Below are 23,586 nucleotides of genomic sequence, written 5' to 3'. Positions count from 1 at the left end.
TAATCTCAGCTTTCAAATCGGCATCTACATCTGGACGATTCATTTTCTTTACTAAATCATAATACGTGCTTCGAGGAATAGTAGCTAGCTCCACGAGTGCCTTGACCGAATATTTATGCCTTAATTCATAGACTACTTGCGCTTTGTCTTGTTTTGTGATTTTTCCTTGTTTTGAACTAAGGCATTTAACTTTTTTAAGTACTCATTTTCCATCTCAAGCTGTTTAATGCGTGCTTCAAGTACTTCGACTGACCCTTCAGCTAAAGGTTGTTTTAATTGTTTATTTGAATCTTTTTTCATGGATGGACGCCCCTTTTTCTTAGATTGAAGGGCATCAATTCCTTGTGTTTCGAGCTGTTTTTTCCAAACAGAAATCGTTGAAGGGGCAGGAATATTAAAGATAGCTGCCGTCTCAAATAAGGACATACCGTTTTCAATCATAAAGTTTAGTACGTCTAGTTTAAATTGTTGTGTGTAATTTGTACATCGTTTTAGAAAAGCTTCCAGACCATTCTGTTTATATTGGTTTACCCAATTCAAAATGATTGTGTCACTTATACCGAGCGATCTACCCATTTCTCGATAACTTTCATTTCCGTTCAAATAACGTAGAACGATTTGTATTTTTTCATCAGCTGTAAATTTAGCCATAGAAAAACTGCACCTCCAATTGTTAGACTGTGTCTAACAATTGGGGTGCAGTTCAGGATAGTGCTCTTTTTTATGAATAGAAAGGAGTGAGTTAAATGAAAGAAGTAATTGAATGTCCACAGTGTGAAGGGGATATTACTGCGCAACATATTATGGATCTCCCGCATCCTTTTTCATTCAGGTGTCCACATTGTAAGGTGAAATTAAAAGAAATGAGGATCACACCATGTTTAATATTAGTGGCAATTTGTATCATTCCACTATTTATTATGATTGGAGAGAGTATTAAGGAATTACTAGTAAAATATTTTTCTATTATAGACGGTGTACCAACTGTACTTATTTTCTTCTTATTTTGTTATCCATTGTATTATCTCTATGAAAAATATAATGCCATATTGTTTATTAAATACGGCTTGTTGAAAGTTAAAAGTTGAATAGGGGTTTATCATTAAAAAAAGACAACGATGGATTATCCCATCATTGTCTTTTTTACTTTGCTTCTTACATAAATCATCCCAGCAAATGTTAATAAAAATGCTGTCCCGATAATGAAGCTGATGCTAGGTGATGCTCCGATTGCGCCGACTGTAAAGGAGCCAGCAACAACTCCTAATGAGAAGAAGGCATAAAATAATCCGAATGCCTTTCCGCGATTATCGTCTGTAGTATTTTCAACGAGTAAAGCGTTAATAGACGGAAAGAGGATTGCGAATCCAATTCCATAAATCATCATTACGATAAAGAGCATACCTTTTGTAGCAAATAATCCGAGTAAAGATAATGCGAATGCCATAACTGCAATTCCGATTAGCATTAGTTTCGAACGATTAAATCGATCGTAAATACGATTTGTTGGAAGCAAGAAGAAGAGGATAGCAGTTATACCGAATACACTTAACATCATGCCTGTTGTGGATGCTTTAAGCGCTAATGCCTCAACTTTTACTGGTAACATATAAGTGACAATTCCTTGTGAAAACATTAATGTGAAAGCACCAATATATGCTTGTAATAACGGTTCTGATTTTAAAAGTTCAACCATATCTTCTTTGTTCATCATTTGCGTTCTTGATGTATCTTTTCTTGATACGTTATTTGGTAAGAAGAATAGAGATACGATCGTACCAAGAGCCATTAAAATAGAAATAGTAATAAAGACCCACTCTACGCCAGCTGTTGCTTTCATAATACCGCTGAAAGCAGGTCCTACGATTGCGGCTGTTCCAACAGCCGCACCAGATAGAGCCATTGCTTTTCCTTGTCTTTTTGCATTTGTTTGTTTTGATAAAAATGTAAAGGCGGCAGGAATTAAAAAGCCATCACTAAATCCATGCATAAAGCGCACAACTAATAGTTGTTCACCACTTTGAACAACGGTGTATAACAAGACTATGAAACTCGTAATTCCCATGCTTATATAAAGGATTTTTTTTGCACCAAATTTATCGACAGCGGCTCCAGCAATAATATTACCGATCATATTAGCGAATGAGTACATACCGACAACTAGCCCGATAATAAGAGGAGTTCCTCCAAGGCTTTGAGCGAAAGTACTCATAATAGGTAATTGTGAAAATGTATCTAAAAATGCCACGATAACGATAAAGTAAATAAAATATTTCAAGCGATATTCACCTCTCCTATGCTATTATGGCACAATGCTAATTTCACCTGCAATGAAATTGAATTAACAGATGTGGAAAAAAGTACAAAGTGACAAAATATTGAACGTTATTTGTAAAAAATTAGTGGGAACGTGATTGTTTTTTTGAAATATATGGATAGAAGTATTATAATAGAATTGTAAACTTCACCAGGTTAAGTATATACATAGAGAGGGATGTATAAAATGAAAGCACTACTTTGGCATAATCAACGTGATGTACGAGTAGAAGAAGTACCAGAACCAACAGTAAAACCAGGAACAGTGAAAATCAAAGTTAAATGGTGTGGTATTTGTGGGACAGACTTGCATGAATATTTAGCAGGGCCTATTTTTATTCCAACAGAAGAACATCCATTAACACATGTGAAAGCACCTGTTATTTTAGGTCATGAGTTTAGTGGTGAGGTAATAGAGATTGGTGAAGGAGTTACATCTCATAAAGTGGGAGACCGCGTTGTTGTAGAGCCAATTTATTCTTGTGGTAAATGTGAAGCTTGTAAACATGGACATTACAATGTTTGTGAACAACTTGTTTTCCACGGTCTTGGCGGAGAAGGCGGCGGTTTCTCTGAATATACAGTAGTACCAGAAGATATGGTTCATCACATTCCAGATGAAATGACGTATGAACAAGGTGCGCTTGTAGAACCAGCAGCAGTAGCAGTTCATGCAGTACGTCAAAGTAAATTAAAAGAAGGGGAAGCTGTAGCTGTATTTGGTTGCGGTCCAATTGGACTTCTTGTTATCCAAGCAGCTAAAGCAGCAGGAGCAACTCCTGTTATTGCAGTTGAACTTTCTAAAGAACGTCAAGAGTTAGCGAAATTAGCAGGTGCGGATTATGTATTAAATCCAGCAACTCAAGATGTGTTAGCTGAAATTCGTAACTTAACAAATGGTTTAGGTGTAAATGTTAGCTTTGAAGTAACAGGTGTTGAAGTTGTACTACGCCAAGCGATTGAAAGTACAAGCTTCGAAGGACAAACTGTAATTGTTAGTGTATGGGAAAAAGACGCAACAATTACTCCAAATAACTTAGTATTAAAAGAAAAAGAAGTTATTGGTATTTTAGGATACCGTCACATCTTCCCAGCTGTTATTAAATTGATTAGCTCTGGTCAAATTCAAGCAGAGAAATTAATTACGAAAAAAATTACAGTGGATCAAGTTGTTGAAGAAGGATTTGAAGCACTTGTAAAAGATAAAACACAAGTGAAAATTCTTGTTTCACCTAAATAAGATAGAATCGAAAAGAGTAGCCCTTTTCTAGAAATAGAAGAGGGCTACTTTTTTTCTGTACAGAAAGGTGATAGACTTTCCTGTAACTAAAGGTATTTTGTTTGGAAGGGGAAGTCTAATGCTTTCATTTATGTTGACATTGAAACGGATGCTAAAAGCTTGTTTGCGAGCATGGAAAGATAAAGAATTTCAAGTGTTATTCGTATTAACAATTTTGACATTAATATCTGGTACAATCTTTTATAGTACAGTGGAGGGGTTACGTCCTCTGGATGCTTTATATTTTAGCGTTATGACGCTGACTACTGTCGGTGATGGACAATTTAGTCCCAAAACTGACTTCGGAAAGATATTTACGATATTATACATATTTATAGGGATCGGATTAGTGTTTGGATTTATACATAAGTTGGCAGTTAATGTACAATTGCCAAGTATATTATCGAATAGAAAAAAAGAGTAAAGCATGTGTATGCTTTACTCTTTTTTTACATTAGTTTAGACAAGCCTTAATAATAGTTTATTAAAATGAAAGTGTATTCATTCATTATATTCACTGTGTATAAAGTTATAATGATATGAACATTTGCATATTTTAATTTAGTGATAGAAATTTCGTGAAAGGTGGGATATTCTAGTCATAGGTTAACCGGACGACATCATAGGATCCTAACAAAATGTTTACAATAATTCAATTATAAAATGGAGGATTTTATATGAAAAAGAAAGTACTTGCTTTAGCGGCAGCTATTACATTAGTTGCTCCATTACAAAGTGTTGCATTTGCTCATGAAAATGATGGGGGACAGAGATTTGGAGTTATTCCGCGCTGGTCTGCTGAAGATAAACATAAAGAAGGCGTGAATTCTCATTTATGGATTGTAAACCGTGCAATTGATATTATGTCTCGTAATACAACACTTGTAAAACAAGATCGAGTTGCACTATTAAATGAATGGCGTACTGAGTTAGAGAACGGTATTTATGCTGCTGACTATGAAAATCCTTATTATGATAATAGCACATTTGCTTCACATTTCTATGACCCTGACAATGGGAAAACTTATATTCCGTATGCAAAGCAGGCAAAGGAAACTGGAGCTAAATATTTTAAATTAGCTGGTGAGTCTTACAAAAATAAAGATATGAAACAAGCATTCTTCTATTTAGGATTATCTCTTCACTATTTAGGGGATGTAAACCAACCGATGCATGCGGCAAACTTTACGAACCTTTCGTATCCACAAGGATTCCATTCTAAATATGAAAACTTTGTAGATACGATAAAAGATAATTATAAAGTAACGGATGGAAATGGATATTGGAACTGGAAAGGTACAAATCCAGAAGATTGGATTCATGGAGCGGCAGTAGTTGCGAAACAAGATTACGCTGGCATTGTAAATGATAATACGAAAGATTGGTTCGTAAGAGCAGCTGTATCACAAGAATATGCAGATAAATGGCGCGCTGAAGTTACACCAATGACAGGTAAGCGTTTAATGGATGCACAACGTGTTACTGCTGGATACATTCAGCTTTGGTTTGATACGTACGGAAATCGTTAAGTATTTGAAAAAGGTCAAATCTCAGAATAGAGTATTTGGCCTTTTTATGACTATACAATACATGGAGGTATGAAACGTGAAAGGTAAATTGCTAAAAGGTGTACTTAGCTTAGGGGTTGGTTTAGGAGCTTTATATAGCGGAACTTCAGCTCAAGCAGAAGCATCTACAAATCAAAATGATACATTAAAAGTGATGACGCATAATGTATATATGCTATCAACAAACTTATATCCAAACTGGGGACAAACTGAGCGTGCTGATTTAATCGGGGCGGCAGATTATATAAAGAATCAAGATGTTGTTATATTAAATGAAGTGTTTGATAATAGTGCCTCAGATCGTTTATTAGGCAATTTGAAGAAAGAATATCCAAATCAAACAGCAGTATTAGGTCGTAGTAGTGGAAGCGAATGGGATAAAACGTTAGGGAACTATTCATCTTCAACTCCTGAAGATGGTGGCGTTGCGATTGTGAGCAAATGGCCAATCGCTGAAAAGATTCAATATGTATTTGCAAAAGGATGCGGGCCAGATAATTTATCGAATAAAGGATTTGTATACACGAAAATTAAGAAAAATGATCGTTTCGTTCACGTGATTGGGACGCATTTGCAGGCTGAAGATAGTATGTGCGGAAAAACTTCACCAGCATCTGTACGTACGAATCAATTAAAAGAAATTCAAGATTTTATTAAAAATAAAAATATACCAAATAATGAGTATGTGTTAATTGGTGGTGATATGAACGTAAATAAGATAAATGCAGAGAACAATAATGATTCAGAGTATGCATCTATGTTTAAAACATTGAACGCTTCTGTACCATCTTATACTGGACATACAGCGACTTGGGATGCAACGACAAACAGTATTGCAAAATATAATTTCCCTGATAGTCCTGCCGAATATTTAGATTATATTATTGCAAGCAAAGACCATGCGAACCCATCGTATATAGAGAATAAGGTGTTACAGCCGAAATCTCCACAATGGACTGTTACATCGTGGTTCCAAAAATATACGTATAATGATTACTCTGATCATTATCCAGTAGAGGCGACTATTTCTATGAAGTAGTTTCAAAAAGTTTCTTCGTAAAGAAGAAACTTTTTTTATTTGCAAACAGGAAAATCATACTTTCTTTCCAATATGTATAAGACATATTGAAAAGAGGAGAGAAAAATGTGGATCGAGGAATTTTTAAAGAAGTTCCATTACCGTGTGCATTTTTGGATGAAGTGGCTTTAGATAGAAATATTCAATCGATTATAGAGTTAAGTGGAAATAAGAAGATTCGTATAGCGAGTAAATCGTTACGTTCTGTTCCGATTATGCAAAAGATTTTAGCTGCAAATGATCGATTTCAAGGTATTATGTGCTTTTCACCTAGAGAGGTTTTATTTTTAATAGAACAAGGATTTAATGATTTATTGCTCGGATATCCTGCTTATGATGAAAGAGCTTTGTGTGAAATTAGTTTGCTAACAAAGAAAGGTTTCATTATAACTTGTATGGTGGATTGTGAAGAGCATATTGTGTATTTAGAAAAAATTGCTGAGAAATCTAAAGGATGTTTTCGTGTTTGTTTGGATATTGATATGAGTAGTCGTTTCTTTCAATTTCATTTTGGTGTACAAAGATCCCCAGTAAAAAATGTGCAGGATGCGTTGAAAGTAGTAGAAAAGGTGAGAAGGTCATCATATTTAATGTTAGATGGTGTGATGGGTTATGAAGCTCAAATTGCTGGGGTGGGAGACCATATACCGAATCAATGGCTGAAAAGTAAAGTGATTTCGTATTTAAAGCAGAAATCAGTGCTAGAAGTGAAAGAAAGAAGAGAATATATTGTAAAAGCAATACAAAAACTTGGTATTGAGCTAAGGTTTGTAAATGGAGGCGGAACAGGAAGCATAAAAACAACTGAGAAAGATAATTCAGTTTCAGAGATTACAATAGGTTCTGCTTTTTATTCTCCGAAGCTGTTTGATTATTATAAAGAGGTGAAATTTCATCCAGCGGTCGGATTTGCCTTACCAGTTGTGCGTAAACCAGTCCCGTTTATTTACACTTGCCTAGGTGGTGGATATATTGCTTCAGGAGCAGTTGGAAAAGATAAAGAGCCTGAAGTTTGGAGACCGAAGGGTGCAAAACTATTAGCTTTAGAAGGTGCTGGCGAGGTACAAACGCCAATTTTTTATAACGGCGAGGAACGAGTGGATATAGGAGAGTCCATTTTGTTTCGTCATAGTAAGGCTGGTGAATTATGTGAGCGCTTTCCTTTTTTGTATCGTGTTAAAAAAGGAGAGATTGTTGGGGAGTATTCAACATATCGGGGGGATGGCCAATGCTTTCTATAAAGGGACAAAAGTGGAGGAATTGGACAGGGAATGTAGAAGGAACGCCGCATTATACGATGTATCCAGAAAGTATACAAGATGTAGTAGAAGTAGTGGGGCTTGCACGAAAAAAGGGGCGGAAAATTCGTGTTGTTGGTTCAGGACACTCGTTTACACCCCTTGCGCAAACCGAAGAAGTTTTAGTTTCTTTAGATGAATTGAAGGGCATTGTGAATATTGATGAAGAGAAGATGGTCGCTGAAGTGTGGGCAGGAACAAAGTTATATGATTTAGGGAAGTTACTTGAGGAAAAAGGTTATGCGCAAGAAAATTTAGGGGATATTGATTCACAATCTATTGCAGGAGCGATTAGTACGGGGACTCATGGAACGGGTATTACCTTTGGGAGTTTATCAACACAAGTTATAGAGATTACGGCAGTTTTATCTAATGGTGAGAGTATAGTTTGTTCGGAAGCTGAGAACGTAGAATATTGGAGAGCGTTTCAGTTGTCACTTGGAATGTTAGGTATCATTGTAAAGATAAAATTGAAGGTTATTCCAGCGTATTCACTCGTTTATGAAAGTGAAAAACAGTCATTATCTACTGTAATGAACAAACTAGAAGAGTATAAGAAGCATCGTCACTTTGAATTTTTCGTTTTTCCTTATTCTGATGAAGTACAAGTAAAACTTACGAACGAAACAACGAATCAAGGCAGTGATTTGAAATGGCATAAACTAAAGGTGGAGTTACTTGAAAATAGGATGTTCTCTTTACTATCTAAAGGGTGTAAATGGTTTCCTTCTATAAGTAAAGGAGTGAGTCGATTATCAGCTAAGGCTGTACCAAACACAAAAATAATTGGCCCGAGCTATGAAGTATTTGCTACATCACGTACGGTACCATTTTATGAAATGGAGTATAGCATTCCTTCAAAGTATATGAGGACTGTGGTAGAAGAAATCTCAAATATTATTGAAAAGAAAAAGTATAAGGTGCACTTCCCGATCGAATGCCGCTATGTGAAAGGTGATGATATATGGCTTAGTCCAGCCTATGGAAGAGATTCAGCGTATATCGCTGTTCATATGTATAAAGGTATGAAATATGCTGCTTACTTTGGCGAAGTGGAAAAAATTTTTCTAAAGTATGAAGGGCGTCCGCATTGGGGGAAAATGCATACATTATCGTATGAGCAATTACAAGATATATATCCAGAGTTTCATTCGTTTTTACAGGCGAGGAAGTCTCTAGATGAACTTGGAATGTTTTTTAATCCTTATGCAGAAAAGTTATTTATCCCGCTATTTGCCGGGCAGTAAGACCCCCACTGATTAAAGTTTCACATTATGTATATAAAAAAGCTGACAAATAATTATTTGTCAGCTTTTTTTAGTGTAATTGCATTTCTTGTATGACTAATATGTTCATAAAAAAGTAGTTTATCACGGCTAAATACATGCAGTAAAACATGAATAATAAATAGGCCGTTAATGATAAATAGGAATAACAATGTAACGAGTAATACTAAAGGCTCTGTATGATTTAACATAGAGCTACTAGAAAGAATGTAATTGATTCCGCCTAACGCAAAATAAAATATACCGTAGCGAATAAATAGTTCTTTTAATGTAATACGATCTGATTTTCCTTTCAGGTGAATGCGAAGCAATGCTTTCCCAATTGTTTTTCCATTCGTAAAGTATGGAATAATAATAAAGTAAATAAGGATTGAACACGTAATGAAAATGAGTTCATACATATTGGTGTAAGATTGCATATTAGAAACGAAGAAAGAATTTCCTTTGTTTTTAACGACAGGTACAACGATAGATAAGAAAATCCAATCAATTTGCATCGCGATAAGGCGACGAATGAATCCGACTGGTTTCGTTTCCAAATCAATATGACTATCTAACTCATTTGTCTTCGGAAGGAAGTACGTAAATATTGGTGCAATGATAAAACCAATTACGCCACCTAATGTATTTAAAAACAAATCATCGATATCAAATAATCGGTATGCACAATTGTATATACCGTATAATCCAGTCACTTGTGTTAGCTCGAAAAATAGTGAAAGGAAAAAGGAAATGCAAATTGTTTGTAAGAAACTACGTCGGAAATAATAACGTAAGTAAATACCGAATGGAACAGTTAATAGAACATTAAATGCAACTTGTAAAAACGCAGACTCTTTTAATAAGTAGAAATAAGTAGCTGGTTTCGTTAAAACTGCCGATGTATGACTACTAATCTCTTGTATGAAATAAAATGGTGAGAGTTGCATGTGTTGTGTATTAGCCGGTTGTAGGCTACAAGTATCAAACGTTTGTGGTAACGGCAAAATAACAAGAAAATAGGCATTTAATAAGTAAAGTAATAATGAGTATAAAATAAATGAGCGCCATTTATTTAAATAACCGTATTTTCGATAATTAAATATTAAAAAAGGGATTAAAAGAAACATTGCTAAAAAGGGAAATAAAATAAACGCTGTTTTCACTGGAAATAAATATGCAGTCAAAGTAAAACTCCTTTCAATAAAAATTCGTTTATCATTATAGCGCTAAAAATATTTAAATACAAAGTTAAAATCTTTCGAAATAGAAATAATTACTAATTTTATAGGAATTAAGTTATAATAAATTTAATATGAGGATATTATGATTATATAAGTTGAGAGAGGGTACAAGAGATGCGATATGAACTTTTTTCTGTAAGTGGGGATCATATTACGACTTTTGAAAGTGCATGGCGTTTTCAGGAGGGAGAACAGATTTTTGTTCATGATGATCAAACAAAAAGAAACTTTATTATTATTCGTCTGACGCATGATGTATTTCAACAAAATAAACATGTTATTCGTTTGTATTGTCAAGAGAAGAAAGTGTATGCATAAGAGAAGCCCTCTTACAGTATGAAAAGTAAGAGGGGCCTTATCTCGTTATTTGTGAACAGCCCGATTGATGAGAGCTGATTAAAGTTTCACTTTATCATTTTGCCCCTCGTAAGGAATAAAAAGAGGAGGGTTAATGTACATAGCTAGCATTTGATTTGGAAGAAAGGATATAGCCTTGTATTTTGCGCTTCAAAGTTACATTTCTTTCTCTTTGAGAAAGCCATGTATGGTAATCTTGTTGTGTTTTCCATAACATACGAATCATATATTCTGTCTTATCATTTGTACGATGAACATGTGAAAACTCTATGTTAATACAACCGTTCGTTCCGGGAGAAGGATAATATTGTTTAAGCCCATAAAGAAGCTCACATTCATATCCGTACTTAATATGAATGAGTTTAGTAACAATAAACATATAAACACCTCTTTTACGATAATAGTAGGAAAGATAGCTTTACTATAATAGTGAACTTAAATAATATTATACTATTCAGAAAATTCAAAGTAAATAATATATTTTAACTTAATAAAGGTATAAAAAAGCGAGTCATCTAGTGTAATAGAATGACTCGCTTTCAATTTGTAAGTTTCATTTTATAAGAAAATAAGAGTAAGTACACCTACGATAATACAATAGAAAGAGAAATATTTTAAATTTCCTTTTGCCATAATGTTCATAAACCATTTTAGTGAAATATACGTCATGATAAATGTTGCGATGAATGCAACAACATATGGCACGAATAATGTGTCTAGATTTGGATCATTTGCAATGTCTGTAATGCTTAACAATAAGCCACCTAAGCTAACAGGAATGTATAGTAAGAATGAAAAGCGAAGAGCTGTTTCTTGCTTCATACCAAGTAACATTGCTGCTACGATTGTGGCACCAGATCGGCTTATTCCGGGAATCAGTGCGCAAGCTTGTGCTAATCCGACGATGATTGCATCTTTCATAGAAAGGTCGCCATCATTTTTACGACCGCGTAAATTTCTAATAATCCAAAGGCCGACAGCAGTAATAAGAAGGGAAATCCCAACCATCTTCACACCTTTTAAGTACTGATCGATGTAATCTTTAAATAAAACACCAATAACACCTGCTGGAATGGTTGCAATAACAAGATAAATAATAAAGAAGAAATCTGATTTTGCGTCTTCTGCTCTTGTAAATATATAAGAGAGACCATTCTTCGTTAGACGAATTAAATCATTTCTATAAATAAGTAATACAGCTAATAATGAAGCTGAATTAACAAGTAGTTCGAAGCTAAACCCTTCTATTTTTAGTCCTAGCAAATGTTGTGCTAAAACGAGATGACCACTTGAAGAAATCGGAATTGGTTCTGTTAGTCCTTGGAACAGACCGAGAATTAAATATTTTAAAACGTAGTAAAATTGTTCCATAATAACCTCCTTGTTTATTAGTTGAAAGAAACAACTTTTCCATTATAACAAAGATATGGATGAATATTGAAAAGAAATAAATATTCGAAATAAAATAAAAATCCCTCATAGCAGTATAAGGGATTTTTATTTTTAATTAAGAATTTACTGTTCCTTGAAGACTTTTAGACAATTGAACATCGACTTTTTCAGCATCATGAATATGATTCATAATAGTAGTATTTAATTTTTGGAACATTTGTTGTGTGTTAGCGAATTCTCGTAATATGTCATCATTACAAGATTTTTGGTTTTCAATAGCCTTAATAACATTTGTAGCACCATTTTGTAACGTTTGAATCATAACTAAAATATTTTCAATTCTAGCATTTGTATCGGCGCTCATTTCTACACCTTCATCGACTAAATGTAAATTATCTTTTGTGTTATCGTATGCTTTTTCAATTTCTTCTTGAATTTTTTTCGTTAAGTTGCCTATGTTTTTTGTACTTTCTGCTGTACTTTCTGCTAGTTTTCTTACTTCATTGGCAACGACAGCGAATCCTTTACCGTGTTCTCCAGCACGTGCGGCTTCAATACTCGCATTTAAAGCAAGTAAATTTGTTTGTGCTGCAATGTTTTGAATGACTTCTACAATTTGCTCGATTTCCTTTGAGCGTTCGCTTAGATGATTCATACTAGTAGACGTGCGTTGGGATTGTTCACCTAATTTATTAATTACAATAAGTAAGCGGTGAACGGATTCTTTTCCTTCATTAGAGCAGTCAATAATTTCTGCAATAGACTGAATTAAGCTTTGTTCCTTTTGCAACATTTCATTATTTAACTCATTGGAATGTGTCGTACGTGTTGAAACATTTTCGAAACATGAACTTAATTGTTGAACTAAATTTTGGAGTGTATTGTGTTGGTTATTTACAAGTTGGTGCTCGTGGACAACGCTTTGTACACGATTGTGGATAGTAGAAATAGTCTCTTGTTTTTCAATATCTTTTTGTTTTAATTCTGCTTCTAATTCTTGTATACGCTCTTCTAATTGAGCAATTGTATGTTGGAGTGATTTCTTTTGAGTAAACATGTATTTATTTCAACCGCCTTCGAAAGTTATATTTTCTCTATATTTGGATTTTAGCATCTTTTGTATTTTTTAAATATAGGAATTGTTAAATATTTAAGAATCTATTACATTTTATTCATAATTCTCTTTTTTTTGTCACGAAAAATAAACTGTATTTAATCGTTTTGTAAACAAACTGTAAAATAAATCATGTATAACTGTATAAGAAGGGAGTCGGATTATGAACTATTTTAAGCGAATCAGCTGTCTAGTATTAGCAGGAATTATCGGTCTTTCTAGTACAGTCGCTGTTAAAGCAGAGTCAAACGACGAGAAACTTAACAACATGCAACAGCAATTGCAACAAAACGATGCAGAAATGCAAAAGAAAGAGCAAGAGAAGCAAGCTGTTAGTAAAGAAATTAAAGGTATCGAAAACGAACTACATAATTTAAATAATACAATTGCAAAAAATAAAGAGGATCAAGCTGCTATTCAACGTAAAATTGATGAAACACATAAGCAGATTGAACAAAAAAAGGAAGAAATTATCGTTTTGGAGGATAAAGTCCTTGCTCGTAAAGATATTATGAGAAAACGTATGGTTTCTGTTCAAAACAGTTCAAATACAAGTTTAGTAGTAGAAGTTGTAGTAGAGTCAAAAAACTTTGCAGACTTCTTACAACGTATGAACGCAGTTTCTACTATTCTAGAAGCTGATAAAGAAATTTTACGTCTACAAGAACAAGATCTTCGTCAAATTGAAGAAGATAAGAAAACAATTGACGAAAAAGAAGCATCTTTAGTAGTAGACAAACAAAAATTAGCAAAATCGCAAGCTGAACTGCAAGATAACTTGAAAAAACGTCAAGATAACTTACAAACAGTTCAAGCTAAATATAATGAGGTTGCAAGTCAACTTAATTTAGCAGCAGAAGAAAAAGCTAAAATTGAATCAAATATGAAGACAGTACAAGAAACGATTGCTCGTGAGCAAGAAGCAGCAAGAATTGCGGCAGAAGAGCGCGCAAAAGCAGAAGCGGCTGCAAAAGCAGAGCAAGAAGCTTTAGCGAAAGCGCAAGCAGAAATTGCTGAAAAGCAAAAGCAAGAAAAAGCTAGTAAACCAGCTGAACCTGTAGCAAAAAATACAGAAACAGAGTCTAAGCCTGATACGAAACCAACTCAAGGTGGAAAAGAATTTTACGTAACAGCAACCGCTTATACAGCTGACCCATCTGAAAACGGCTATAAACCGGGTGAAACTGTAAAATCTAAGTTAGGACATAATTTAACTGCAAATCCAAACATGAAATTAATTGCTGTAGATCCATCTGTTATCCCATTAGGTTCTACTGTATATGTAGAAGGATATGGAACAGCAATTGCTGGAGATACTGGTAGTGCAATAAAAGGGCATATCATTGATCTATTAATGCCAAATTCAGCTCAAGCTAATGAGTGGGGTAGAAGATCAGTTAAAGTTAAAATTTTAAATTAATATGCAATCCAACTTTACAATACGTAAAGTTGGATTTTTTTGTAAGGATAATGTTAAGTTGAGTTTACATTTTGTTAAGGATAGCATACAATAATGGTAAGAGGTGGTAAATTTGACCATTTTAAACAGAGTAAAAGAATTAAGAGCTCGTTTTAACTTTACACAAAGCGTATTAGCAGAAAAGGTGGGAGTAACGAGACAAACAATTGCAGCAATTGAAAAAGGGGATTACGTTCCTTCGTTGTTATTAGCACTTACGATTTGTGATGTGTTTCAGTTAAAGATGGAAGATGTGTTTGTTTTAAATAAGGAGGGGGAAGAGGATGAATAGAATTGTTTTTTCTTATATCATAAACGTGCTTTATACTGCTTTAGCATGCTGGACATTTGTTGAATTTTATAGTGTCATTACAGAGTTAGCAGATATAATTAAAAACGAGAAATTCCCATTTGAAGTATGGTTTAATGGAGTACCATTCATTTTATTATTTATTGGAGCAATTATAGTTACAATTTTTTATAGAATTCAAAAGAAAAAATATAAGAATTTATCTTTTTGGATGTATCCATTATTATTTCCACTAGAAGATGAACGTGAAAAAGCGATTACGGATAAAGCTTGCCGAACAACATTTGTATCGTTATGGTTTGTGTTACCTTGTGCAGTTGGATTTTTAACTTTTTCGCCTATTATTAATGAATATCTTCCTGGATACCCATTATATATTCTATTTTCGATTTTCTTTATTCAAATGACAGTATTTCACGTATCACTATACAGAAATAAATTAGCTTAAAAAGAAACCTTCTTGCACCGGCAAGAAGGTTTCTTTTTAAGCTAATACTTGTACATATGACGATATTATTTTATCATTTTATATAGAGTAAGATTTTGTAAGGGAAAGGAATTGTATATGAATAAGCAAAGAATTTATAGTATAGTAGCAATCCTTCTATTTGTTGTAGGTGGCGTGTTAATTGGAAAGCCATTTTATGATGGATATCAGGCTGAAAAGAAACAGACTGAAAATGTGCAGGCTGTTCAAAAGATGGATTATGAAAAGCATGAGACGGAATTTGTAGATGCTTCCAAAATTAATCAACCAGACTTGGCGGAAGTAGCGAATGCATCATTAGATAAGAAACAAGTAATCGGTCGTATTTCGATTCCAAGTGTTTCAGTAGAACTGCCTGTTTTGAAAGCTTCTACTGAAAAAAACTTATTATCAGGTGCAGCGACAGTAAAAGAGAATCAAGTTATGGGAAAAGGAAATTACGCACTAGCAGGACATAACATGTCTAAAAAAGGTGTTTTATTTAGTGATATAGCTTCTTTGAAAAAAGGCGATAAAATTTATTTGTATGACAATGAAAATGAATATGAGTATGCGGTTACTGGTGTATCTGAAGTAACTCCTGATAAGTGGGAAGTTGTAGAGGATCATGGGAAAGATGAGATAACGCTTATTACATGTGTATCTGTAAAGGATAATTCTAAGCGTTATGTTGTTGCTGGTGATTTAGTAGGAACGAAGGTGAAGAAGTAAAAAAAGAAGGTGAACTCTTTAAAGAGTTCACCTTCTTTTTTACTAATGTTGAGAAATAATAGAATATTTTGGTTGGTATTTAAGTATTCTTCTATTTATGTATAATAAAGTTAGAATTCTATATTTTGGGAGGAACAAGAGTGAGACAACAGGTGAAGAAACTTCTTTTAACAACGAGTATAGCGTTATTGGTAGCTCCAATTTCAGCTTATGCGCATCCAGGGCGTACAGATGCTAATGGCGGACATACGTGTCGTACAAATTGTGAGAAATGGGGATTACAGTACGGGGAATATCATTATCACAATAAACCAGCTTCTAGTAGTGGTGCAACGAGCCCAGCTCCTAGCCAGAATAATAATAGTGCTGTAGAAGCTGAGAGACAAGCAGAAGCCCAGCGCAATAATGAGGCTGAAAAACAACGTGCTGCAGAAGCACAGCGTAAAGCTGAGGCTGAAAAACAACGTAATGCAGAAGCCCAGCGTAAAGCTGAAGAAGAGAGACAACGTGTAGCCGAGGAACAAAGAAAAGCTGAAGAGGCACGTAAACAAGAGGAAGCGCAGCGCCAAGCTGATATGGAAAAAGGTCAACTTGAAGGTCAAAAGAATGGAGAAACTGATTTTAAAGCAGGAAAAAATGATGCAGAAGTGCATGTAGCTGGAAAATCTGATGCATATAAACAAGCGTTTAAAGCGACTTATGCAGCCGCATGGTCTTTAGAAGAGCAGAAGAAAACGCATTTTGAAAAAGGAAAAGAACAAGGTTTAGCACAAGAGACGATGGACGATAGTCAAGTTGCTCCAGAGTTTAAGGTAAACTTTGCAGACGGGTTCAAAGTAGGGAATAAAGAAAGAGTAGAAAAAATTGAAAAAGAGCAAGCTGAATTAGGGGAAAAGACAGGGAAAGAATTAGCTGAAAAGAATCCTGGAAATAGAGAGAAAGAAGTATACGTGAAGGCATATGAAACAGCGTATGAAAAAGGCTATAAATCTACAAAAAAGGCAGTAGAAAAAGCTGGCTATAAGTATGCATTTGAAAACTATGATTTAAAAGTTCCTGCTAAGTATGAAAGAAATGAATTGTTAAAGAAATGGTTTACTGAAGGATTTAAATCGAATAAAAAAGCAGCGGAAATTCGAGAAGAAGGGTATAAAAAGGGAGACAGCTGGTTCTCATTCTTCTATAAGAGTTTCGTACCAAGTGAATATAAAGAACATAAAGAGCTGTACGAACAAGCAATCGAAAAAGGTAAAACAGCATAAAAAAAGATGAGGAGAAATTCCTCATCTTTTTTAATCCATCCATTTCACTAATTTCTTAGAAATTAATAATAAAACACAACCTAATACAATTGCCACAGCGCCAATAACTGTGAATACTTCAGCGTATCCAAGTGAAGTTGTGAAGCTTGCAAGTTGTCCGCCTAAAATGTTGGCGATACCTGAACTTGCTAGCCATACACCCATTAGTAAAGATGCTAATTTTACCGGAGCAAGCGCACTAACCATTGATAGTCCGACAGGTGATAAGAATAGCTCACCTAACGTATGGAAAAGATACGTAAAGACGATAAATAGTAAGTTTGCTTTTTCTGTAATGTTATGTTCATCACTACCTGTTTTTAATGTAGCGATAACGAGAATGATATAACCGATACCGAGCAAGATCATCCCAAGTCCCATTTTAGTTGGGATTTTTAAATCACCGCGCTTGCGAGTTGCAAGTTTTGCCCATAATGCAGAAATGACTGGAGCAAGCAAAATAATAAATAATGGATTGACCGATTGGAACCAAGATGTTGGAACTTCCCATCCGAACACAGAGCGGTCTACAAATTTGTTTGTATATAATGTTAATGAGCTACCAGCTTGTTCAAAGCCAGCCCAGAAGAAGACAACGAAGCATGTTAAAATGACGATAACTGCGGTACGTTGTTTTTCTTTTTTTGTTAATGGTGTATCTCCTACTGATGGTTGTCCAGCAGCTGTTTGTAAATCGCGAGTTGGTTTTTTACCAATATTACCAAGGAAGCGATTTGATAGTGTTGTAAATAAAATTTGTCCAATAATCATTCCGATTGAAGCGGCTAAGAAACCGTAACGGAATCCGTAATGTACAACGCCATCAACTGTTGTTTTGAATAAATTTTCTGATAAAAATCCGCAAACGAGTGGAGCTAAAAATGACCCGACGTTAATACCCATATAGAAAATGGTAAATGCACTATCACGTTTTGGATCGTTCTCTTCGTATAATTCTCCAACCAGTGTAGAGATGTTCGGTTTGAAGAATCCGTTACCGATAATAATAAGCGCTAATCCGAGGTATAGGCCTAATTGGTTTTGCAAGGCAAATAGTGTAAGGTTACCGATTGCCATTGTTATACCACCAATTGTGATCGCTTTTCGTCTACCTAGAAAACGATCTGTTAAGTATCCACCAATCATTGGTGTGAAATAACAGGCTCCAGTGTAAAATCCGTAAATAGAGAGTGCCCATGCGGGACTAAACCCAAGACCACCGCTTACTAAAGCTGTCGTTAAATATAATGTTAATAATCCTCGTAATCCATAGTAACTAAATCTTTCCCACATTTCTGTAAAGAAGAGTAAGTATAAACCTGGAGGATGTTTCTTTTTTCTTTGTTGTTCTCTTTCTAGTTGTATCGTTGATTCCATTTTATTTTCCTCCTGACACAAACAAAAACAAAGTTAATAATTTTGTACATTTAATATTTTACCTTATTAACTATTATAAGTCAATAAAGGTTGATTTTTCAGAAGAAATTGGAAAAGGGGGATAGCTATAGAAGGGGTGTTTCTTTTGTGATAGACTATGGACTATGTTTTCTTTGTAAGGAAGCAGGTTATTGTACTTTTTTTATATGTGGAATTGATTTCATAAGAGATAAAATTAAAGAAGGAGAAAGAAATGAAATTGTTACAGAAAAAAGAAATTTTACTTATTAGTCTTATGTTATTTTCGATGTTCTTTGGAGCAGGGAATCTTATATTCCCACCTTTTCTTGGATATGAAGCAGGAGAACATGTGTGGATTTCATTAGTAGGATTTATTATATCAGCAACAGGTCTTCCTATATTAGGTGTTATCTCTATTGCAAAAGCAGGAAGTTTTCAAACGTTAGCGGGTAGAGTTCATTCTTCATTTGCAATTATTTTTCCATGTATCGTGTATGTATTTATTGGACCTGGGCTTGGTATACCACGTGCGGGAAGTTTAGCCTTTGAAATGGGGCCAGGTCAGTTATTCCCTGAAGCAGGAAGCGGAGTATTATTGTTTTATACAGTTATTTTCTTTAGTATTGTTTATTGGTTAAGTTTATCACCATCTAAGTTAATGGGTTTGTTTGGGAAAGTTTTAACACCATTATTATTATGTATGATTGCCATTATTTTTATAAAAAGTATGTTTACATCAGTAGGTGGCGTGAAAGAGGCTGCGGGGAATTATGGACAAGCTCCTATGTTTCAAGGATTTTTAGATGGATATTTAACAATGGACGCGTTAGCTGCTTTAATTTTTGGAATTGTGATTGCAAATGCATTACGTGCAAAGGGTATTGAAGATGATAAAGGTTTAGCGAAATATATGAGTATTGCTGGAATTGGAGCAGGACTATTATTATCTATTATTTATGTCATCCTTGGATATGTGGGGGCAATTAGTGGCTCATTAGGAACATTTGATAACGGTGCGAAAGTGTTAGCACAAGTTATGATTACATTATTTGGACAGGACGGAGTCGTTTTATTAGGTCTTATTTTTACTATCGCTTGTTTATGTGTTTCAATTGGACTTGTTACGTCTTGTAGTCAATTTTTTGCGAGTGCATTTCCGAAAGTATCTTATAAAGTGTGGGCATTTATAGTAAGCGTTGTTAGTATAATCTTAGCTAATTTAGGATTAACGCAAATTTTAAAAGTATCAGTACCAATTCTTGGATTTATTTATCCAATTGCATTAACGCTTATTATTCTAGGGTTATTCCATAAGTATATTGGGAAGTATGCATACGTATATGCAGTAACTGTTTGGTTTGTAGCAATATTTAGTGCAATTGATATTTTAAATAAAAATGTAATGATGAATCAGTGGACGTCAGTATTAAAATACATTCCATTTTATACAGAAGGTGTTGGGTGGATAGTTCCAGCTATTATAGGCGTGTGTGTTGGTGTCATCGTTAGCATTGTTCTAAATAAGAATAAATGAGTAAAAAGGTGTTTTCCTATTTTGGGAAGGCATCTTTCTTTTTTTGGAAAAAATACTATTGAAAATGAATAGACTAAGAGTATGATAAAGATAATTGGTAATATATAGGTTTAATGAGAGTTACGAATAAGGGGGTAGCGTATGAAGAAGGATTTGGATAAGAAAATAGAAGCACTCGAAACGGCAATTGAAACAATTCAAGAAGCACTTGCTGAATTAAAAGTGAAGCAAAGGGAAATAGAAGTAGAGAACGCTCAGCAACATGTTAGTAAGGAAAAGAAAGAATATATTGAAACGGTAATGGAGGAAAAGCCAAAAGAAGAAATAGTTACGATAAAAGAGCCTGTGCAAGAATATGAGGTAAAACAAGTAGATATATCTGCTTTTAAACCAGAGCCATTTAATATTATTAAGTTTTGTCAAACGTGGTTACCGCGTGTATTTGTCGGTATTATGTTGCTTGGAGTGATCTGGTTATTTAAAGCAGGGGTAGATGCTGGTTTATTAACACCAGCAATACGAATTGTGTTTGGTATCGCATTATCTATCGGTTTGTATTATATAGGAGATATTCAAATTAAAAGAGAGCGGCAGGCGTTAGGATTAGTATTGGTTGGAGGAAGTATTTCGGGGATTGTTTTAACGACGTTTGCGGCACATTATTTGTATGCATTTATTCCGGCAAGTATCGCGTTTCTCTTTAATATTGCATGGGTTATTTTAGGGATTTATTTAGCGAAAAGATATAACTCGGAATACCTTACTATCTTCGTAGCGGTAGGAGCGTTCTTCGTGCCATTCTTGTTAAATAGTACGACTCCTAATCCTTATATTTTCTTTGGATATGAGACAGTGTTAACACTTAGTTTATTATGGTATGGATTGAAAAATCGTTATAAATATTTATATATGATTTCTTACGCTGTTGCGGCCATTGTTCTTTTTGTCTTCTTTGCTGTTATGTCAATATTATTAGAGAACTTGCAAATACAGTTAACGATTGTATATGGTTTGATTCATTTACTATTATTTTGGCATATGTTTACGGAGAGAAGTTTTATACCAGAACCGCGTTTGGCGATATTTAGTGCGAATGCAGTGTTCTTTATACTAGCTATTTCAAAAATACCTGATTTTACAACATGGGGATTAATTATTAGTGCACTCGTGCATGCCGCTATGTTCGTATTTGAATATAGGAAAAATAGACATTCTACATTTACAAATCTCTTATTTGGTTTCGCAATGGGAGCATTTAGTTTAGCGATTTTATACGAGTATAGTTTAGTGAATGCAGCGATCGTACTATTGTTACAAGGTTTCCTCGGTATGGTTACTTCTATTAAAGGAAAACAACAGATAAAGTTGTATGTTAGTGCAACGATTTACGCAATTGGAATGATACAGACGATTTTTAGCCCGTTTGATCAATTTATTTCGGCAGGTTTTGTTGCTCATCTTATTTTAATAGGAACGTTCTATTATTGCATGAGACAGGCGAAAGAAGTGTTAGCGAGTTTTGGTAAGTATGTGTACTCTATAGCACTCTACTGGTTAATGGTCATTGTATTTATTACAATCACTAGAATTGGTGAAGTTCTTTCTACAGATGGAAGTATAATTAGCGTATCTGTATCGTTATTATGGATGATATATGCGTTATTTGCAGTTTGGTTTGGCCGTTATAGACAGATGAATGAAATATTATATGCTGGATTAATCGTATTAGTAGTAACGGTAGGGAAGTTATTCCTACTTGACTTACCAGAGGTATCGATGATGATTAGGGCAGTGTTATTCCTAATCGTCGGTAGTATAGGTATCGTTATTTCAAGAATGTTTTTCTCGAAGGAAGAGAAGTGAGAAGAAGGCAATCCATGTATGGATTGCCTTTTTCATTATTTCTTATTAATCGTTACAGTTTCATTATATTTCGTTGTTGTATTTTGGCGTAGACGAAGAGTTGCTTGTCCAGTTGTATTTGAATCAATCTGTACATTTACAACTTTCTCAGCAGAGCCTAAGCTGTTGGTTGTGAAAGAGAAGGCACTACTATATCCAAAAGCAGATGGCCAAGTGCCGTTTGTATTTTGAATTTTTGCTACTTGTGTTCCACCAGTAGTGAATATACCTAAAGAATAGTTGTTATAAGTTGTATTAGGTAGTAAGTTGTTTACTTGAATCTTCATTTGGAAAATTTCATTGTTTGGTAGAATGCTAGGGTGTGTAACGACGTAGTCGCTTGTTGTTACCGCACCGTTATAACCGTATGAACCTGGTTTAAAAGTATTTGTATTAAACCATTGATAACCTGCATTTGGTGCACTCCAAGGTTCAGGTTGTGGTTCTGTTGATAAGCTTGGCTGTTCAAATGTTTGTAGAGCTGTAGGTGAATCAAGCTGTAAACCATTTACTTGATCTAAACTTGTAAATGTCTCTTTATTCGATAACCAATTTACGATGTTTTCTAATAAAATCGCATCGTTTTCTTCTTTATAACCATCGTAAGTTTTCTTTGTTTGGCCAGAATCTTCACGAACGTACTTTGGCGTAGCATCTTCAACAGGAGAAGAGTCACCAATAAAGGCAGCTTTTCCAAGTCCTACTTTTGCAATTGCAGCATATGGGCCTTCTGCAATACCACCGCCATTATAAACGCCACTATCAACAGCGTTATTCCATTTTGATGGATTTTCTGGAAGGTAAACAAGTCCTTTTGCTAGTTTTGGGTTTGTAATTGCTAGAGTAGAACCAGCATGCATTGCTACAGAAGAAACACCTTTTGTAATTCCGAAAGATTGTTCAGGCGATACAATTGTTTTCGCTGAAACATCACCAAGTGCATTGTAGCGGAAGCGAATACCGAAGTTGTCAGATAGCCAATCAGAGCTTTCTACTCCTTGCATAGCTTGTGAATTTGCTTCTTCATTAGACATTCCTTTTGCTGGATTATCCCAAGCACCGCGTCTATATCCATTAAATACTTCAGAAGAGTCCCAGCGATTTTTATTACGATCTGCATTGTAATGATCGGCAATAAAGAAGATACTACCGCCATTTTTTACATATTGTAACATAGCGTCCTGCTCAGATTTTTTGTAAGGAATATTAGCTTCTGGAACGATAAATACATTGTAACCTTTTAAGTCTTCGTACGTAATAGGTGTTGATTTACGAAGTTCTTTTACGTGATAACCGTTTTTTGCAATGCCGTTTCCGAAGTCAGAAAAGCCGCCGTCAATAACCCAGTCAGCTGTCCCAGCAGTTTGACCGTGTGTATTATCGAATAATACTTTCTTCCCATTGTTTTGATTTACAACTTTTGCAGCAATTTCAGGAGCTGGGTCTACAGAGCTTTCGGCATAAGTAGACGGTATGAACGAGGTCCCTATACTTAGTGTAATTGCTGTTGCTAAAGAAAATGTAATCCATTTTTTATTCTTCATAGAAGAATCCCCCTAATAATAAATATATG

21 protein-coding genes and 2 pseudogenes are annotated in these 23,586 nt (G+C 34.7%); 15 read left to right on the top strand and 8 right to left on the bottom strand.

What is annotated here, in order from left to right; all coding sequences use genetic code 11:
* A pseudogene (locus ACO6VI_RS24540) lies at positions 1-651 on the bottom strand (helix-turn-helix domain-containing protein); the annotation flags it as partial.
* Positions 652-746: 95 nt separating this feature from the next.
* On the opposite strand from ACO6VI_RS24540, the gene ACO6VI_RS24535 reads away from it, so the two are divergent.
* Positions 747-1,088 carry a hypothetical protein gene (locus ACO6VI_RS24535; RefSeq protein ID WP_021036119.1) on the top strand — a complete coding sequence of 114 codons (342 nt, stop codon included), beginning with the start codon at positions 747-749 and terminating at the stop codon, positions 1,086-1,088.
* A 35-nt stretch (positions 1,089-1,123) separates the two neighbouring features.
* On the opposite strand, the gene ACO6VI_RS24530 is transcribed toward ACO6VI_RS24535, so the two are convergent.
* Positions 1,124-2,278 carry an MFS transporter gene (locus tag ACO6VI_RS24530; RefSeq protein ID WP_000873271.1) on the bottom strand — a complete coding sequence of 385 codons (1,155 nt, stop codon included), beginning with the start codon at positions 2,276-2,278 and terminating at the stop codon, positions 1,124-1,126.
* Between the two features lie 225 nt (positions 2,279-2,503).
* On the opposite strand from ACO6VI_RS24530, the gene bdhA reads away from it, so the two are divergent.
* From bdhA to ACO6VI_RS24500, 6 genes are all read left to right on the top strand, one after another.
* Positions 2,504-3,556: a (R,R)-butanediol dehydrogenase gene (gene bdhA / locus ACO6VI_RS24525; protein WP_000645827.1), complete on the top strand. Its 1,053-nt coding sequence runs from the start codon at positions 2,504-2,506 to the stop codon at positions 3,554-3,556.
* A 118-nt stretch (positions 3,557-3,674) separates the two neighbouring features.
* Positions 3,675-4,019: a potassium channel family protein gene (locus ACO6VI_RS24520; protein ID WP_000948241.1), complete on the top strand. Its 345-nt coding sequence runs from the start codon at positions 3,675-3,677 to the stop codon at positions 4,017-4,019.
* A 253-nt stretch (positions 4,020-4,272) separates the two neighbouring features.
* Positions 4,273-5,124 carry a phospholipase CerA gene (gene cerA, locus ACO6VI_RS24515; RefSeq protein ID WP_000730997.1) on the top strand — a complete coding sequence of 284 codons (852 nt, stop codon included), beginning with the start codon at positions 4,273-4,275 and terminating at the stop codon, positions 5,122-5,124.
* Between the two features lie 76 nt (positions 5,125-5,200).
* Positions 5,201-6,202 carry a sphingomyelinase C gene (gene sph, locus ACO6VI_RS24510; protein WP_000676799.1) on the top strand — a complete coding sequence of 334 codons (1,002 nt, stop codon included), beginning with the start codon at positions 5,201-5,203 and terminating at the stop codon, positions 6,200-6,202.
* Positions 6,203-6,309: 107 nt separating this feature from the next.
* On the top strand, positions 6,310-7,482 hold the full coding sequence (locus tag ACO6VI_RS24505; RefSeq protein ID WP_063546466.1) for an amino acid deaminase/aldolase: 1,173 nt from the start codon (positions 6,310-6,312) through the stop codon (positions 7,480-7,482).
* Positions 7,470-8,786: a D-arabinono-1,4-lactone oxidase gene (locus ACO6VI_RS24500; protein ID WP_078994576.1), complete on the top strand. Its 1,317-nt coding sequence runs from the start codon at positions 7,470-7,472 to the stop codon at positions 8,784-8,786. Before ACO6VI_RS24505 ends, ACO6VI_RS24500 begins: the two co-directional genes overlap by 13 nt.
* Positions 8,787-8,839: 53 nt before the next feature.
* Here the strand turns inward: ACO6VI_RS24500 and ACO6VI_RS24495 are convergent, their stop codons facing one another.
* The gene (locus ACO6VI_RS24495; RefSeq protein ID WP_000128017.1) at positions 8,840-9,991 is read right to left on the bottom strand and encodes a VanZ family protein; all 1,152 of its coding nucleotides are present in this window, start codon (positions 9,989-9,991) and stop codon (positions 8,840-8,842) included.
* A gap of 171 nt (positions 9,992-10,162) precedes the next feature.
* Between ACO6VI_RS24495 and ACO6VI_RS24490 the strand changes: the two genes are divergently transcribed.
* Positions 10,163-10,366, top strand: coding sequence for a hypothetical protein (locus ACO6VI_RS24490; protein WP_001268332.1), 204 nt, complete (start codon positions 10,163-10,165; stop codon positions 10,364-10,366).
* 130 nt (positions 10,367-10,496) lie between these two features.
* On the opposite strand, the gene ACO6VI_RS24485 is transcribed toward ACO6VI_RS24490, so the two are convergent.
* The 3 genes and pseudogenes from ACO6VI_RS24485 to ACO6VI_RS24475 form a co-directional block, all read right to left on the bottom strand.
* Positions 10,497-10,784, bottom strand: coding sequence for a hypothetical protein (locus tag ACO6VI_RS24485; RefSeq protein WP_000471243.1), 288 nt, complete (start codon positions 10,782-10,784; stop codon positions 10,497-10,499).
* Between the two features lie 179 nt (positions 10,785-10,963).
* Positions 10,964-11,776 (bottom strand): undecaprenyl-diphosphate phosphatase, encoded by an 813-nt coding sequence (locus tag ACO6VI_RS24480; RefSeq protein WP_000434794.1) that lies wholly within the window; start codon positions 11,774-11,776, stop codon positions 10,964-10,966.
* Positions 11,777-11,912: 136 nt separating this feature from the next.
* A pseudogene (locus ACO6VI_RS24475) lies at positions 11,913-12,413 on the bottom strand (methyl-accepting chemotaxis protein); the annotation flags it as partial.
* Between the two features lie 661 nt (positions 12,414-13,074).
* On the opposite strand from ACO6VI_RS24475, the gene ACO6VI_RS24470 reads away from it, so the two are divergent.
* The 5 genes from ACO6VI_RS24470 to ACO6VI_RS24450 all read left to right on the top strand — a co-directional run bounded on the left by ACO6VI_RS24470 (position 13,075) and on the right by ACO6VI_RS24450 (position 17,140).
* Entirely contained in the window at positions 13,075-14,331 is a 1,257-nt protein-coding gene (locus ACO6VI_RS24470; RefSeq protein WP_063546470.1) for a 3D domain-containing protein, read from the top strand.
* Positions 14,332-14,443: 112 nt separating this feature from the next.
* A complete protein-coding gene (locus ACO6VI_RS24465) occupies positions 14,444-14,662 on the top strand; it encodes a helix-turn-helix transcriptional regulator (RefSeq protein WP_000154019.1) in 219 nt (72 codons plus the stop codon).
* Positions 14,655-15,128 carry a hypothetical protein gene (locus ACO6VI_RS24460; RefSeq protein ID WP_001080043.1) on the top strand — a complete coding sequence of 158 codons (474 nt, stop codon included), beginning with the start codon at positions 14,655-14,657 and terminating at the stop codon, positions 15,126-15,128. Before ACO6VI_RS24465 ends, ACO6VI_RS24460 begins: the two co-directional genes overlap by 8 nt.
* 117 nt (positions 15,129-15,245) lie before the next feature.
* On the top strand, positions 15,246-15,878 hold the full coding sequence (locus tag ACO6VI_RS24455; protein WP_063546472.1) for a class A sortase: 633 nt from the start codon (positions 15,246-15,248) through the stop codon (positions 15,876-15,878).
* A 140-nt stretch (positions 15,879-16,018) separates the two neighbouring features.
* Positions 16,019-17,140 (top strand): YHYH domain-containing protein, encoded by a 1,122-nt coding sequence (locus ACO6VI_RS24450; RefSeq protein WP_001249808.1) that lies wholly within the window; start codon positions 16,019-16,021, stop codon positions 17,138-17,140.
* Between the two features lie 30 nt (positions 17,141-17,170).
* Here ACO6VI_RS24450 and ACO6VI_RS24445 read toward each other — a convergent pair whose 3' ends face one another.
* A complete protein-coding gene (locus tag ACO6VI_RS24445; RefSeq protein ID WP_000446273.1) occupies positions 17,171-18,556 on the bottom strand; it encodes a peptide MFS transporter in 1,386 nt (461 codons plus the stop codon).
* A 253-nt stretch (positions 18,557-18,809) separates the two neighbouring features.
* On the opposite strand from ACO6VI_RS24445, the gene brnQ1 reads away from it, so the two are divergent.
* Positions 18,810-20,111, top strand: coding sequence for a branched-chain amino acid transport system II carrier protein BrnQ1 (gene brnQ1 / locus ACO6VI_RS24440; RefSeq protein ID WP_161520586.1), 1,302 nt, complete (start codon positions 18,810-18,812; stop codon positions 20,109-20,111).
* Between the two features lie 141 nt (positions 20,112-20,252).
* A complete protein-coding gene (locus ACO6VI_RS24435) occupies positions 20,253-21,974 on the top strand; it encodes a DUF2339 domain-containing protein (RefSeq protein ID WP_063546474.1) in 1,722 nt (573 codons plus the stop codon).
* A gap of 35 nt (positions 21,975-22,009) precedes the next feature.
* On the opposite strand, the gene ACO6VI_RS24430 is transcribed toward ACO6VI_RS24435, so the two are convergent.
* Positions 22,010-23,557, bottom strand: coding sequence for a DNA-binding protein (locus ACO6VI_RS24430; RefSeq protein WP_000791513.1), 1,548 nt, complete (start codon positions 23,555-23,557; stop codon positions 22,010-22,012).
* Between the last annotated feature and the right edge of the window lie 29 nt (positions 23,558-23,586).

The organism is Bacillus sp. PSXD-155 (assembly GCF_049310765.1).
In the GTDB taxonomy this organism is placed as follows: Bacteria; Bacillota; Bacilli; order Bacillales; family Bacillaceae_G; genus Bacillus_A; species Bacillus_A cereus.
The sequence above is the reverse complement of the archived record's forward strand: the minus strand, read 5'-3'. Positions and strand labels throughout refer to the sequence as shown.

Coding starts and splice junctions, on each gene's coding strand:
- ACO6VI_RS24520 (WP_000948241.1), top strand. CDS start 3,675: ATGCTTTCATTTATGTTGACATTGAAACGGATGCTAAAAGCTTGTTTG.
- ACO6VI_RS24445 (WP_000446273.1), bottom strand. CDS start 18,556: ATGGAATCAACGATACAACTAGAAAGAGAACAACAAAGAAAAAAGAAA.
- ACO6VI_RS24435 (WP_063546474.1), top strand. CDS start 20,253: ATGAAGAAGGATTTGGATAAGAAAATAGAAGCACTCGAAACGGCAATT.
- brnQ1 (WP_161520586.1), top strand. CDS start 18,810: ATGAAATTGTTACAGAAAAAAGAAATTTTACTTATTAGTCTTATGTTA.
- ACO6VI_RS24485 (WP_000471243.1), bottom strand. CDS start 10,784: ATGTTTATTGTTACTAAACTCATTCATATTAAGTACGGATATGAATGT.
- ACO6VI_RS24500 (WP_078994576.1), top strand. CDS start 7,470: ATGCTTTCTATAAAGGGACAAAAGTGGAGGAATTGGACAGGGAATGTA.
- ACO6VI_RS24480 (WP_000434794.1), bottom strand. CDS start 11,776: ATGGAACAATTTTACTACGTTTTAAAATATTTAATTCTCGGTCTGTTC.
- ACO6VI_RS24490 (WP_001268332.1), top strand. CDS start 10,163: ATGCGATATGAACTTTTTTCTGTAAGTGGGGATCATATTACGACTTTT.
- ACO6VI_RS24460 (WP_001080043.1), top strand. CDS start 14,655: ATGAATAGAATTGTTTTTTCTTATATCATAAACGTGCTTTATACTGCT.
- ACO6VI_RS24455 (WP_063546472.1), top strand. CDS start 15,246: ATGAATAAGCAAAGAATTTATAGTATAGTAGCAATCCTTCTATTTGTT.
- ACO6VI_RS24430 (WP_000791513.1), bottom strand. CDS start 23,557: ATGAAGAATAAAAAATGGATTACATTTTCTTTAGCAACAGCAATTACA.
- cerA (WP_000730997.1), top strand. CDS start 4,273: ATGAAAAAGAAAGTACTTGCTTTAGCGGCAGCTATTACATTAGTTGCT.
- ACO6VI_RS24470 (WP_063546470.1), top strand. CDS start 13,075: ATGAACTATTTTAAGCGAATCAGCTGTCTAGTATTAGCAGGAATTATC.
- bdhA (WP_000645827.1), top strand. CDS start 2,504: ATGAAAGCACTACTTTGGCATAATCAACGTGATGTACGAGTAGAAGAA.
- ACO6VI_RS24535 (WP_021036119.1), top strand. CDS start 747: ATGAAAGAAGTAATTGAATGTCCACAGTGTGAAGGGGATATTACTGCG.